General features: G+C 63.0%; 14 protein-coding genes. 7 read left to right on the forward strand and 7 right to left on the reverse strand.

All coding sequences use genetic code 11. From position 1 onward, the window contains the following. Positions 1-253: 253 nt before the first annotated feature. On the forward strand, positions 254-1,120 hold the full coding sequence (locus CLU92_RS17095) for an HDOD domain-containing protein (RefSeq protein WP_101482870.1): 867 nt from the start codon (positions 254-256) through the stop codon (positions 1,118-1,120). Between the two features lie 106 nt (positions 1,121-1,226). Continuing rightward, entirely contained in the window at positions 1,227-2,435 is a 1,209-nt protein-coding gene (locus CLU92_RS17100) for a hypothetical protein (RefSeq protein ID WP_101482871.1), read from the forward strand. A gap of 26 nt (positions 2,436-2,461) precedes the next feature. On the opposite strand, the gene CLU92_RS17105 is transcribed toward CLU92_RS17100, so the two are convergent. Further along, the gene (locus CLU92_RS17105) at positions 2,462-2,986 is read right to left on the reverse strand and encodes a DNA-deoxyinosine glycosylase (RefSeq protein WP_257561109.1); all 525 of its coding nucleotides are present in this window, start codon (positions 2,984-2,986) and stop codon (positions 2,462-2,464) included. Between the two features lie 94 nt (positions 2,987-3,080). Between CLU92_RS17105 and CLU92_RS17110 the strand changes: the two genes are divergently transcribed. From CLU92_RS17110 to CLU92_RS17130, 5 genes are all read left to right on the forward strand, one after another. Beyond that, on the forward strand, positions 3,081-3,509 hold the full coding sequence (locus CLU92_RS17110) for a DUF962 domain-containing protein (protein WP_101482873.1): 429 nt from the start codon (positions 3,081-3,083) through the stop codon (positions 3,507-3,509). A 142-nt stretch (positions 3,510-3,651) separates the two neighbouring features. After that, complete coding sequence (locus CLU92_RS17115; protein ID WP_101482874.1) at positions 3,652-4,101, forward strand: glycine zipper 2TM domain-containing protein; 450 nt, start codon at positions 3,652-3,654, stop codon at positions 4,099-4,101. A 323-nt stretch (positions 4,102-4,424) separates the two neighbouring features. Continuing rightward, positions 4,425-5,369 (forward strand): DMT family transporter, encoded by a 945-nt coding sequence (locus CLU92_RS17120; RefSeq protein ID WP_101482875.1) that lies wholly within the window; start codon positions 4,425-4,427, stop codon positions 5,367-5,369. Next, the gene (locus CLU92_RS17125; protein ID WP_101482876.1) at positions 5,366-5,884 is read left to right on the forward strand and encodes a GNAT family N-acetyltransferase; all 519 of its coding nucleotides are present in this window, start codon (positions 5,366-5,368) and stop codon (positions 5,882-5,884) included. Before CLU92_RS17120 ends, CLU92_RS17125 begins: the two co-directional genes overlap by 4 nt. A gap of 567 nt (positions 5,885-6,451) precedes the next feature. Continuing rightward, positions 6,452-6,631, forward strand: coding sequence for a hypothetical protein (locus tag CLU92_RS17130; RefSeq protein ID WP_034746290.1), 180 nt, complete (start codon positions 6,452-6,454; stop codon positions 6,629-6,631). Between the two features lie 11 nt (positions 6,632-6,642). Here CLU92_RS17130 and CLU92_RS17135 read toward each other — a convergent pair whose 3' ends face one another. The 6 genes from CLU92_RS17135 to hutH are packed head-to-tail and all read right to left on the reverse strand — an operon-like array spanning position 6,643 to position 13,704. Beyond that, positions 6,643-8,103 (reverse strand): glycine betaine ABC transporter substrate-binding protein, encoded by a 1,461-nt coding sequence (locus tag CLU92_RS17135; RefSeq protein WP_101482877.1) that lies wholly within the window; start codon positions 8,101-8,103, stop codon positions 6,643-6,645. A 45-nt stretch (positions 8,104-8,148) separates the two neighbouring features. Next, entirely contained in the window at positions 8,149-9,375 is a 1,227-nt protein-coding gene (gene hutI, locus CLU92_RS17140) for an imidazolonepropionase (RefSeq protein WP_101482878.1), read from the reverse strand. A gap of 12 nt (positions 9,376-9,387) precedes the next feature. Next, entirely contained in the window at positions 9,388-9,963 is a 576-nt protein-coding gene (locus CLU92_RS17145; RefSeq protein ID WP_101482879.1) for a HutD family protein, read from the reverse strand. Beyond that, a complete protein-coding gene (locus CLU92_RS17150) occupies positions 9,963-11,351 on the reverse strand; it encodes a formimidoylglutamate deiminase (protein ID WP_101482880.1) in 1,389 nt (462 codons plus the stop codon). The genes CLU92_RS17145 and CLU92_RS17150 overlap by 1 nt, the downstream gene beginning before the upstream one ends. Then, a complete protein-coding gene (hutG, locus tag CLU92_RS17155) occupies positions 11,336-12,124 on the reverse strand; it encodes an N-formylglutamate deformylase (RefSeq protein ID WP_101482881.1) in 789 nt (262 codons plus the stop codon). Before hutG ends, CLU92_RS17150 begins: the two co-directional genes overlap by 16 nt. Positions 12,125-12,144: 20 nt before the next feature. Next, a complete protein-coding gene (gene hutH / locus CLU92_RS17160; RefSeq protein WP_101482882.1) occupies positions 12,145-13,704 on the reverse strand; it encodes a histidine ammonia-lyase in 1,560 nt (519 codons plus the stop codon). Between the last annotated feature and the right edge of the window lie 14 nt (positions 13,705-13,718).

The following is a 13,718-nucleotide window of genomic DNA, read 5'->3' on the forward strand; positions in this document are numbered from 1 at the left end:
CCCGCCGCCTTGAAAACAAATAAAACTTGATCTTTTAATCACAAACTCAGGGATGGACCTCGTCGTAAAATGACGGAAATAGCGTATCGACACGATCAAAATGGGGATTTTTTCCAGAATATATTGTCGAGATGAACTATTGCCACGCATAAACAGCGATAATCGTCGGGCACTGCGCCAGACGCTCATGAAGCGGGCAGCGGCAGCGCGCCACAGAATAAGCACCGGGCACAAAAATGATGATGAAAGCGTGATGATGAGAGCGGCAGCGCAAAAGCAGGTAGTGCAGGAAGATCCGGTTGACGCCTTGATGCGTTCCATCCGCATTCCGCCACGTCCCAGCCTGCTGGTCGATTTGCAGCGCGAACTGGCCGAAGACGACCCGTCGCCGCGCCGCATCGCGCGCATCATCGCCGACGATGTCGGCATGTCCGGCGCCCTGCTGAAGCTGGCCAACTCGCCTTTCTACGGCGCCGCGCGCAAGGCCAAATCCGTCGAGCAAGGCATCAACTTTCTCGGCATTAACCAGTGCAGCGCCATGATGACGGGCTTGCTGGCGCGCCAGGCGCTGGAAGCGGAAGGCGTGGAACTGACCAACTTCTGGGATGTGTCGGCCAAGCGCGCGCGCGCCCTGGTATTTACCTCGCGCAAGCTGCGCATCGCCCCGCCCGACATCGCCCATACCTTCGGCCTGTTCTGCGATATCGGCGTGCCCCTGCTGATGAACCGCTTCCCCGACTACGTCAAGACCTACGCGGCGGCGGCCAACGATGCGCACAATTGCTTTACCAGCCTGGAAGACGCGCGCCACCAGACCAACCACGCAGCCATCGGCTGCTTGCTGGCGCGCAACTGGGGCCTGTCTTCCGATGTCTCCTGGGCCATCCTGCACCACCACGACTACACGGTGCTGGCGGACCCGTCCACGGACGACGCCATCCGCTCGCTCGTCGCCCTGTCGCTGCTGGCCGAAAAGGGCATTCAGCGCTACCATGGCAACAGTACCTCGCTGGAGTGGGACAAGGGCGGCGAACTTGCCTGCCAACATCTCGGCCTGTCGCAGGAAGAAGCCGCCGACCTGCTCGACGAGCTGCACGAGATGTTCGATACCGACCATTGAGGTATCAGGCGGCCGCGTCCGCCTGTATCATCTGTCCCGGCGCCTGGCAAAGCCTTGGCGCCTGTTTCCGTTTGCCTGACCCGTATTTCTTAACCTGTTGATCGCCATGCCCAAAAATAAGCGCCCCGTCCCCCGTAAATCCGCCAACACGCCTGAAGACAAGGATGAGTCCGTCACGCGCATGCTGTGCACGATGGCCCTGAACCTGGCGGAGCAGGAAGACAGCGAATCGCAGGGCACGGTCCTGGCCGAGCAAGCCGTCGAGTTCGGCCGCCTGATCCGCAAGGCCTTGAATCAAAAGAAGGATGAAATCCTGTACGACGCCATCGAACGGGCCAAGTACGAAGACGTGGGCGCCTACCAGTACCTGCGCAGCCATATCGAGGAAGCGGCGTCCATCTCCGTGATCCGCCGCGAAAATGCCCCTGCCATGGAAATCAACGCCTTTGTCGTGCCCCTGCTGGTGCAAAGCACGGGCGGCCTGAAGGAAGCGGACAGTTTCCAGGACCAGGACGCATTCGAAGCGCTGGTGCAGAGTTTTCAACAGTCTCAACTGGAAAGCGCCAAGGCCAAGGTCGTCTTGATGAGCCACGCCTACGACCTCGATGAAATTGACCGCATCACCTATAGCCACCTGCACGAGATGGTGCGTGATGCGTACTCGTCGATGACAGACAAGAAAATCGTCGCCACGCCGGGCCTGGAAAGCAGCATCATCGGCTGGAGCGAGACGGCTTTCGGCCCGCAGGATACGGCCGTCGAGCTGCGCTTCCTGCTGGGCTTTGCCTTGAAACGCGTGGACGACCCTTTCTATGCGGAACCGAAGGATGAAGCGGCGCTCGACGCCTGGTTCGATGCGCGCATGGCCCGCTATCAACAATGGACGACGGAAGTGGGCGAGCTCGTCAAGCGCTGCCTGGCGCCGGCCGGCAGCGCCCTGGAAGTGAGCTTCCTCTACCAGGATCTATTCCATGGCGGCAAGGAACAAGGCATGAGCGAATATGCGATGCTGCAAATGATGTCGGGCATCAACCACGCGCTGGCGGAAAACAAAGTGGATGCTGCGGATGTCTCGGTGGTCGTCGGCCCTGCCGATGAGCACGGCGACATGCTGTTGCGCGTCAACGTCACCACGGCGGGCGGCGCACTGCTGCACAGCGCCGACAAGCCGCTGGACCTGGCTGCCGACCTGCAGGACGAAGTCGACGACATCTGCGATGCGCTGGCTACCATTGGCGTGACGCAATTGTCCGTGGCCTTGAAATTCGATGCCAAGGGACAGCCGGTGGAAGCGCAGCCGTACGCACCCGCCTAAGGAACTGGCACGGCCCGCGTTCTGCATCAAAACGGCTGTAATGTTTTCCATTCCAGCAACTTGGCAGCATAGGCGAGCGTGTAGGCAGGACTGCTCGAGGGCAAGCTGACGATGCGGTAACGCTGCGCGTGTTCGCCCAGCACCTTGATGCCAAGCTTCGCCGCCGTGCCGCCGTTGAAGGCGATCGTATGCAGCTGCGGCAAGCTGGAGGTCAGGGCCACCAGGTCGTTGTCGTCGCGGGCGCGGATGTTGCTGTCCAGGCTGCCTGTGCGCTGCGCCTGCGCCACCACGTCCCACAGGCCCACGCCCTGCGCCAGCAAGGTTGCCAGACGCTCTTCATAGGGCAGGCTGGTCAAATGCACGCCCAGCACTTCGCCCAGCAGCATCCAGAACTTGTTTTGCGGATGCGCATAGTACTGGCTGTGCGCCAGTGATTTTTCGCCGGGCAAGCTGCCCAGGATCAGCAAGCGCGTGCCAGCGTCGATGACGGGAGCAAAGCAGCGCTTGCGCGCATCTGCTGCATGGTCTGGCAAGAAGGCAGGGCTATTCAAATGAGATATCCGGAAGGGAAGGCGTAGGGCCATTTTACCCGGCCACGCGACGGTGTAGAATTCCCGGACAAGCTCCCAACACAAGAGACCGCCCATGCGCACCATCGATACCCTGCTGACCCAATATGGCGAAAGCCATCGCAACCACGTCAATGAATGGGTGCACATCGTGTGCGTGCCGCTGATCGTTTTCAGCCTGCTGGGGCTGCTGTGGAGCGTGCATCCCAGCGCGGCGCTGCTCGGCAGTATTCTCGCTTTATACTATTATTACAAGCTGTCGCGCCCGTTTGCGGTGGGCATGCTGGCCATGCTGGCCGCCATGCTGGGCGTACTGCTGCTCATGCCGGCGATGACCATCCTGCCCGTGTCGCTGGGTGTTTTTGTGCTGGCCTGGATAGGCCAGTTCATCGGTCACCAGATCGAAGGCAAGAAACCGTCGTTTCTGGACGACTTGCGCTTTTTACTGGTGGGCCCCCTGTTCGTGCTGGGTTTTTTGTACCGGCGCCTGCGGCTGGCGTATTGAAAGGCATGCGGTCACGCGGGGGCCGTAACAGATTTTTACTATTCGCAACTAGTTATCTGCGACAAGTGTCCTTATGATAAGTCTGCATCTTTACTGCCGGTCGACGCAATCGGCAACTAACTTTTGTCCAAGGGAGTCCCACATGAAAGCACCAATCATTGCAGTGGCATTGCTCGCCACCCTGGCAGGCTGCGCCGTACAACCGAACTCGGCGAATGTCTACAATGCGCGCCAGGCGCAGAATGAACAATCGGTTCGCATGGGCACGGTTGAATCCGTGCGCCAAGTGACCATCGACAAGGGCGAGACGGGTACCGGCGTGCTGGCTGGCGCGGCGCTGGGCGGCGTGGCCGGCTCGACAGTCGGTGGCGGCAAGGGCGCCATCGCGGCCAGCATCCTCGGCGCGGTCGCCGGCGGCATCGCCGGCAAGAGCATCGAAGCGAATGCCTCGAACAAGGCCGGCCTGGAAATCACCGTGCGCCTGGACAATGGCGACATGCGCGCCATCGTGCAAGACGCCGATGAACTGTTCCGCCCGGGCGAACGTGTGCGCCTGCTGTCGGATGGCCGCAAGACCCGCGTCACGCATTGATCGGCAGGCTGGCGCCCAGGCATTAGCCGAAGGCGCCGGCAAGGAGCAAGGCAGAAGGGTGCAGCCTGATGGCAATCACGGTTGCCACGATGACGTAAACAAGCACGCTCCAGACTTTGATCTGCAGTGAAGCTGGCATGGCGGTCCCCTTTCAACGATACCATTCAAAAAATATTTACTTGATCATAAAGTAAATATTTTCATAAATTTAACATTTTCCAGAAGTACTGCGCTGGCTCAATGCCTGAGGGTATCTTGCCGCGCATTTCGCCCCTCCATTTGCCAAGCTCGACCGGAACGCGCGATGCCCGTATACTCGCGCGATGTCCTCTCCTCTCCTGTTCATCATTGCCTGCCTGATCTGGGGCTCCACCTTCTGGGCCATCACCTTGCAGCTGGGCGATGTCGCCCCTGCCGTTTCCGTGGTCTACCGCTTCGGTCTCGCATCCGCCACCTTGTTTGCCTGGTGCGCCTTGCGCGGCGATACATTGCGCCTGCCCTGGCGCGCGCAAAAATGGATGCTGCTGCAAGGCCTGGCCTCGTTTGCCCTCAGCTATGTGTGCACCTACAGCTCGGAGCAATACCTGGTGTCGGCCCTCGTCAGCGTGCTGTTTGCGCTGATGGTGTTCTGGACGCCCTTGCTGAACCGCATCGCCTTCGGCACGCCCATCACCTGGAGCACCTGCTGCGCGGCGTTTGTCGCCATCTGCGGCATCGTGCTGCTGTTTTACCAGTCCATCGGCGCGGCGCTGCAAGATATTCTGGGCGGTGGCAATGGCCATTTCCTGCTCGGTTTCATGCTGGCCCTGGTGGCCACCATATCGAGCACGGTGGGCAATGCCCTCGTCATGAAAGTGCGAGAACATTCCGGCAACGTGATGCTGACCATGGCCTGGACCATGCTGTGGGGCACCTTGATGGTGGCCGCCTGGGCCATCGCCACGGGCCAGTCCTGGCAGCTGCCCACGCGCCCCAGTTACTGGATGGGACTGATCTATCTGGCCATCTTCGGCTCGGTGATCGCCTTCAGCGCGTATTTCACCTTGATCGCGCGCATCGGCACGCAAAAGACCGTGTACATCGGCGTCGTCACGCCCGTCATCTCCGTGCTGCTGTCAGTGCAATTCGAACACTATCGGCCCGCCGCCATCGAATGGGTGGGCATGCTGCTATGCCTGTCCAGCGTGGCCTGGGCCCTGACCTCGGGCGCGCGCAAGACGAGTACCATTGCTACCCTTTCCACCACTCCATCAACAAAGGCAACATGAGCACCTCTTCCTCCCTCGCCATCCGTCCCGCGACCGCATCCGACGTGGCAGCCATCTTTGGCATGATCCATGAACTGGCCGTGTTTGAAAAACTCGAACACATGATGATCGCCAAGGAATCCATGCTGCACGACAGCCTGTTCGGCAAGCACCCCGCGTGCGAAGCGCTGGTCGGCGAGGAAAATGGCGAGGTCGTGACGTTCGCCCTGTTCTTCCATAATTTTTCCACCTTCCTGTGCCGCAAGGGACTGTACCTGGAAGACCTGTATGTGAAGCAATCGGTGCGCGGCAAGGGCTATGGCAAGCAGATGCTGGTGGCGCTGGCGCAACTGGCTGTCGAACGCGATTGCGGCCGCTTCGAATGGTCGGTGCTGGACTGGAATGAGAACGCGATCAACTTCTACAAGGGCATGGGCGCGGACGTGATGCCGGACTGGCGCATCTGCCGTGTCGCTGGCGATGCCTTGACGCAATTGTCGGCGGGCACGCCAAAAACCATCGCGTTGGAACGGTAAGCGTAAGTTCCAAAAAAAATCCCCGCGGGCTAGCGGCACCGCGGGGTGAACCCATTGTCAAGTGGGAGGGGGAGAATGCAATCAACGGTTATCAATATAAACGCTACGACTGGTCACCGCGCCGACCTTTACATTTGCTTACCGGGCCTTACATTTTCCTTAAGTCTGTCAGCTAACTGTCCATCCTTCACCACAGTTTATTTCCGTGCTTCAATCAATGTGCCGTGCAAACCGCTATGTTGTTGCGTAACCCCAATGGCACCCTGCGCATTTTTATAGATTTGCTACACTGTGAAGCAGGCGATGCCGCCAGCGACCACGGCAAAAATGACCATGCGACGATCCTTGGGGATGCTTGAAGGTATCTGGGGGATCAGAACCTGCGGCTGATGATGGCCAGGCAGGGAAGATCCAGTGTGGCATCTTCTGCTGGTGGGGCATTGCGGAATATCAAACGCGTCAACGTGACGGCGCGCTGGCGTTTGATGCGACGCAAAATGGCGGCAATGCGCTCACACACAATGAACGAATCAATCAACGAATCGTTACGCCTATGGGAGCCACATCATGAATGTCTCTGCCAAACCGCTCGTCATGAAAATCTACCGCGCCTACCTGCGCTCGCGCCTGGAGCGCTACACACGCGACTTGCAAGCCATCGCCGAACAGCGCGAGAACGACTTCCAGGCCGAACGCATCCTGCACCAGGCCGTCGTCTCGGTGCGCTCGAAACTGCATTCGCTGTAACCGTGATGCCTTCAGCGCTGCCGGCCGGCCACGGCCCAGCGTTCCACCAGCTCGAACAAGCCTTGCGTCAGCAGGGCCAGCACGGCTGCGGGGATCGCGCCGGCCAGCAGCATGTCGTTGTCGTTCAACGCCAGGCCGATGGTAATGCGTTCGCCATAGCCGCCCGCGCCGATGAAAGCGGCGATGGTGGCCGTGCCCACGCTCATCACGGCCGCCGTTTTCACACCCGCCAGCATCACGGGCAAGGCCAGCGGCAAGTCCACGTGCAGCAGGCGGTCGCGCCGGCTCATGCCCAGCGCCAACGCCGCCATGCGCAAGCCTTGCGGTACCTGCAAGATGCCCGTGCACGTATTGCGCACGATGGGCAGCAGGGCGTACACGAATAAGGCCACCAAAGCCGGCACGGTGCCGATCATGCCCAGCACGGGAATCAAAATCGCCAGCAAGGCCAAGGAGGGCACCGTCTGCAGCACGCCAACGAAGGCCAGCACCGTTTGCCGCAGCGGCGCCGAAAACGCCGCCAGCACGCCCAGCGGAATACCGATCAGGCACGCCAGGGCCACCGACAGCAGCACCAGGGTCAGGTGCTGGCGCGTCAGGGTCCACAAATCGTCGCCGATGATTTTATGCAGCAGCGTGCTGCGCGCCGCCGGTTTTTTCACCTGCGTCCCCGAGGTCAGCCACTGCCGCGCCACGCCGGCAAAGCTCTTGCCGTCGATTTCCACGGCCGCATTCATGGCGATCATGTCGCTCTCGCTGATGCGCCCCTGCAGCCCTTGCAAGGCTTGCCAGGCGGCGGGAAAGCGCGGCGGCAGGTCGAGCCGGAACAGAAGCATGGCATCGTAGCGGGGAAAGTACTGCTGCGTGTCGGCCAGCACGCGCAAGCCGTACTGGCGTATCTTCGCGTCCGTCGAATATATGTCGATCACATCCACCTGGCGCTGCGCCAGCGCTTCATAGGCGATGCCGTGATCGAGCCCGCGCGGACGCTGCGGCAAGCCATAGCGCGCGGCCAGGCCCGGCCAGCCATCAACGCGGCCAATGAATTCATGCGACAAGCCAAACTTCAAGGCAGGCTGCTGTGCCAGCTGCGTCAAGTTCGTGATGGATTTTTCATCGCCGCGCATGGCCAGCGCATAAGTATTGTTAAAGCCCAAAGGCACGGCCGCGCCCAGCCCCAGCGCCGCCAGCTCGCGCCGCATCTGATCCAGATCAATCGGTTTGTCGTGCTTGAGGATTTCGCTGGCGATCGTGCCCATGTATTCGGCATACACGTCGATGCTGCCCGCCTGCAGCGCGGCCAGCACGATGGCCGTGTTGCCCAGGCCTTGGCGGTGCTCCGCCCTGACGTGCTGCGCGGCGCTCTGCCGGATGATTTCGCCGAGTATGTAGGATTCCGTGAAACGCTTCGAGCCCACCTTCAAGGTGCCGCCGTCCATGGCGTGCGCGGGCGCGGCGGCGAAAACAAGCATCAACAACAGGTAGACAGCACGCACGCGGCGCTCCAGGACGAATGATCAGTCCGTCAAGCTTACCACCGGCGCACGCCAGACACCGCCATGCATCACGCCCGCGCACGGATTCAGGCCCAGCGCATACGCCAGGTCGGCCGGGCGCGCAATGCGCCACAGGGCGAAATCGGCGCGCTTGCCCACCACCAGGCTCCCCGTTTCCTGCTGCAGGCCCAGCGCGCGCGCCGCGTGGCACGTAGCACCGGCCAGCGCCTCCTGCGGCGTCAAACGCCACAGGGTGCACGCCATGTTCATCGCCAGCAGCAATGACGTCATGGGCGACGTGCCCGGATTGCAATCGGTGGCTACGGCCATCGGCACGCCAGCCGCGCGCAAGGCCGCGACAGGCGGCGGCTGCGTCTCGCGCAAAAAGTAATACGCACCCGGCAGCAGCACGGCAACCGTGCCATGTTCCGCCATGGCGGCGATGCCCTCCGCCGACAAAAATTCCAGGTGGTCGGCCGACAGGCCAGCGTAGCGGGCAACAAGCGCCGCGCCGCCCAGGTCGGACAACTGCTCCGCATGCAGCTTCACGGGCAGGCCCAGGCCTCGCGCCGCTTCGAACACGCGCTGCGTTTGCGCCGGCGTAAAGCCGATGCGCTCGCAAAACGCGTCGACGGCGTCGACCAGGCCAGCGCCAGCGAGCCTGGGCAGCATCTGCGCGCACAGCAGGTCGATATAAGCGTCGGGCTGGCCCGCATATTCGGGTGGAAGCGCATGCGCGCCCAGGAACGTGGTACGCACAGTGACCGGCAGCTTTTCTGCGATCCTGCGCGCCACGCGCAGCATCTTCGCCTCGCTATCCGCATCGAGACCATAGCCGGACTTGATCTCCAGGGTGGTCACGCCCTCGGCCAGCAGCGCCAGCACGCGTGGCAGGCTTTGCTGCAGCAATGCGTCTTCGCTGGCCGCGCGCGTGGCGCGCACGGTGGACATGATGCCGCCGCCGGCGCGGCTGATGTCTTCGTAGCTGGCGCCATTCAGGCGCGCCTCGAATTCGTCGCTGCGGTTGCCCGCGTGGACGATGTGCGTATGGCAGTCGATCAGTCCGGGCGTCAGCCAGCAGCCCTGGCCATCGAACAGCACCGCGCCGCTGGCCGGCAGCTCGTCGCCGGGGCCAAACCAGGCGATGCGGCCATCCTTGACGGCGATGGCTGCGTCGAGCAGTTCGCCGTAGCCGTGCTCCATCGTGGCCAGGTGAACGTTGTGGATAACCAGGTCCCAGTCTTGCATGTCGTTTCCTTCCTAGATGAACAGGTCGACGCGGAACACGGCCGTGCGCTGCAAGGCGTCGAGCCGCCATTCCTGCGCATCGTCGGCGTCCAGCAGCAAGGCGTCATAGCGGGCCAGCGCGAACTGCTGCTCTCCACCGCGCGCCAGCACGGAGCCATCTCCAGCAACAAACAGCAAAGTCGCCGTGCTGCGCCGCGCCAGCCTGCCAGGCGCCGTGATCTTTTCCAGCTGGTGGCGGCAGCGGTCGCGCCGCGTCATCACATTGAAATCCGTCGTCGCCCCCTTGACTTGCGCAACAACGGCCGCTTCGCCGGGAAACCATAGCATGGGCTGCACCGCGTTCAAGAGCACCTTGCGCGTGCCATCGAGCGTCAACTGCACGCTGTCGCCATCGACCAGCATCAGGCTGCGGTCGATGCCGGGAAAGCTGGAAAATGGTCCGCTGGCCGTGATCGTCGCCAGGCTGATACGCCAATCAAAATCGTCAAAGCCTGCCCCCAAGGGGGCAATGGCGATTTCCGTCGTGCTGCCGCCGCCATTTTTCCATGGCGCGGCGCGCTGGCATTCGTGAGCGATGAAGGTGGCCATCAGAGCGCCCTCAGTTGCGCCAGGGTGTGTTTGTAGGCGGTGGCGATGGCGTCCTGCGCCACGTGGCGCCCGCCGCGCACCTGCCACCGGCCGCCGCACAGCACGTGGCGCACCAGGTTGTCGTTGCCGCAGAAAATAAAACTGCCCAGCACATCGGTGATGGCCACGCCGCACAGGTTCACATGCGCGTCGTCGAGCACCAGCAGGTCGGCGCGGCAGCCCGGCGCCAGTGCGCCCAGCCTGCGTCCGGCTGCCTGCGCGCCGCCCCGCAAGGCCGCCTGCCACAGGTAGTCGCCAACATGGTGTTCATCCGGCGTGACGGCCACGTTGCGCTGCTGGCGCTGCAAGCGCTGGCCGTATTCAAGCCAGCGCAACTCCTCGACAGGCGACTGCGATACATGGCTGTCGCTGCCGACGCCGAAGCGCCCACCGGCGGCGATGAATTCGGCCAGCGGGAACAGGCCATCACCCAGGTTCGCCTCCGTCGTCGGACACAGGCCGGCCACGGCGCCGCTGGCGGCCATCAGCGCCACTTCGTCAGGCTGCACATGCGTGGCGTGCACGAGGCACCAGCGCGCGTCGACATCGACGTGCTCATACAGATACTGCACCGGGCGCCGGCCGCTGTAATCAATACATTGGCGCACTTCGCCCTGCTGCTCGGCGATGTGAATGTGGATGGGCCGCTGCGCCGGCAACGCTTGCGCCACCTCGCGGATCTGCGACACCCCGGCGGCGCGCAGAGAATGGGGCGCAAAACCCACCTCTACCTGTCCGCCGCGCTGCGGCGCCAGCGCCTCGACGATGCGCAGCACATCGTTAGCATCGGTGCGAAAGCGCGCCTGCTCCGCTTTCAACGCTTGTTCCCCGAAGCCCGCATGGCTGTACAGCACGGGCAGCATGGTCATGCCGATGCCGCTGACGCGCGCCGCCGCCAGCACCCGTTCCGCCGTTTGGGCGGGGCGCGCATACAGCGCGCCAGCCGCATCGCGCTGCAGGTAGTGAAATTCGCAAACAGCCGTGTAGCCATGGCGCAGGCATTCGGCAAACAGCTGCGCGGCGATGGTTTCCATCTGTTCCGGCGTGATGTGGCGCGCGAAGCGGTACATCAGGTCGCGCCAGGTCCAGAAGCTGTCCGGCGCACTGCCCGCTTCCTCGCCAGCGGCTTCCGTCATGCCCCCCAGCGCCCGCTGGAAGGCATGCGAATGCAGGTTGACCATGCCCGGCAAGACATATTCGGCCACTTCGACGCCGGCAGACGATGTTGTATTTTCCGTCACCACCGTCAAATCGCCGGCCGCATCCCACTCCAGCAATACGTCGCGGCGCCAGCCCTGCGGCAGCAGCGCATGGCGCGCGAACAAACAGCCGCTCAACGCGCCACCCATGCCACGGCCGCTTCCATCATCTGGCGCAGCAGTGGCTGCACCTGTGCGGCCAGGTCGGGCCGGTAGCCGAACGGCATCGCTTCATCCATGTAAAGGCACTGACACATCTCCAGCTGGATCGCATGCACGCGGCTGGCCGGCTGGCCGTACTGGCGCGTAATATGTCCGCCCTTGAAGCGGCCATTCAGCGCCACGGTAAATGTATCCTGCGCGCGCGCGATATCGACCACGGCGGACGTCAGGCCGCTATCGCAGCTTGCGCCATCGGCCGTGCCGAAGTTCAGGTCGGGCAGCTTGCCGTCAAAGAAACGCGGCACGCGCGAGGCGATGGAATGGGCATCCCACAGCACCACGGCGCCATGCACGCGCAGCAGCCGGTCCAGTTCCGCGCGCAGCTGCCGGTGATACGGCGCCCAGTAGCGCTGCAAGCGCTGCTGCACGTCGGCCGCGTCGGGTTCGCGGCCTGGCAGATACAGCGGCTCGCGGTGAAAGGTATCGTTGGGCAGCAAACCCGTCGTATCCTGGCCCGGATACAGATTCGTGTCTTCCTGCGGGCGGTTCAAGTCGATCGTGTAACGCGACCATCGCGCCGACAGCACTGACGCATCCATCTCCTGCAAAAATCCATACAGCTCGCGCAAATGCCAGTCCGTATCGGCCTTCTGCAAGGCCTGCGGCGTCATGCGCGCGGCGATATCGTCCGGTATATCGGTGCCCACGTGGGGCATAGACACCAGCAGCGGGATGCTGCCTTCGTTGAAGCGGAAATCCATGCTTGTCTCCTAGCGCCCGCTCAAGCGTACAGCGGGGCGAACAAATTCTTGCAAGTGCTGCTCAATTCTCCGCGCAAGACCATCTGCTTGGCCGCTTCGATATCCGGCGCGAAGAAGCGGTCGGCGTCGAAGAATGGCACCTTCTGGCGCAACTGGTGATGCACGTGTTCCAGGTGCGGCGAGGTTTTCAGCGGACGGTGGAAATCGATACCCTGCGCAGCAGCCAGCAGCTCGATGCCGACGATGACGGCCGTGTTGTGCGCCATGTCGTCGAGGCGGCGCCCGGCGAACGTGGCCATGCTCACATGGTCTTCCTGGTTGGCCGAAGTGGGCAGGCTGTCGACGCTGGCCGGATGCGCGAGCGACTTGTTTTCAGACGCCAGCGCGGCGGCCGTCACGTGGGCGATCATGAAACCGGAATTGACGCCCGGGTCGCGCACGAGGAAGGGCGGCAGGCCGGACAGCGTGGCGTCGATCAGCAGCGCGATGCGGCGCTCGGCCAGCGCGCCGATTTCGGCAATCGCCAGCGCCAGGGTGTCGGCCGCAAAGGCCACCGGCTCGGCGTGGAAGTTCCCGCCCGAGACGATTTCCGCCTGTCCGCCGGGACCATCCTGGAAAATCAGCGGATTGTCCGTGACGGCATTGGCTTCGATCAGCAGGGTGCGGCCCACATTGCCGATCAAATCGAGGCAGGCGCCCATGACTTGCGGCTGGCAGCGCAGGCTGTACGGATCTTGCACGCGCTCGTCGCCTTCCAGGTGCGAAGCACGGATTGCGCTGTGCGCCACCAGTTGGCGGTACATCTGCGCGGCCAGGATCTGCCCCGGCTGTCCGCGCACGGCGTGCACGCGCGCGTCGAACGGCGCATCGCTGCCCTTGGCCGCATCGAGCGACAGCGCGCCCGTGACCATGGCAGCTTCCAGCAGGCGCTCGGCCATGAACAAGCCATGCAGCGTCAGTGCGTTCGACACTTGCGTGCCGTTGATCAGCGCCAGTCCCTCTTTTGCCGCCAGCACGACAGGCGCGATGCCCGCCTGCGCCAGCGCCTCGGGGGCCGGCATCAATTCGCCGTTGACGCGCACGTCGCCCACGCCCAGCATGGCCAGGGTCATGTGCGACAGCGGCGCCAGGTCGCCCGAGGCGCCCACGGAACCCTTGGCGGGAATGGCCGGCATGATGCCAGCGTTGTACAGGGCGATCAGGGTATCGACGATCAGCGGGCGCACGCCGGAATAGCCGCGCGCCAGGCTGCCGATCTTCATCAGCATGATCAGGCGCACAACGGCGTCCGACAGCAGCTCGCCCGTGCCGACGGAGTGCGACAGGATCAGGTTGCGCTGCAATTGCTCCAGCTTTTCATCGGGGATGCGCGTCTTGGCGAGCAGGCCGAAGCCCGTGTTGATGCCGTAGGCCGCATCGCCCTTGGCGACGATGGCTTGCACGGCGGCGGCCGACGCCTCGATGACGGGATACGCCTCGGCGGCGAGTATCAATTTGGCGGGCGCGGCCCAGACGGCGCGCAGGTCGCCCAAGGTCATCACGCCCGGTTTCAGGGTCCAACTTTTGGCATGCTGTGTCATAGTCATTCGGGTCC

It is taken from the genome of Janthinobacterium sp. 61, assembly GCF_002846335.1.
Lineage (GTDB): Bacteria > Pseudomonadota > Gammaproteobacteria > Burkholderiales > Burkholderiaceae_D > Janthinobacterium.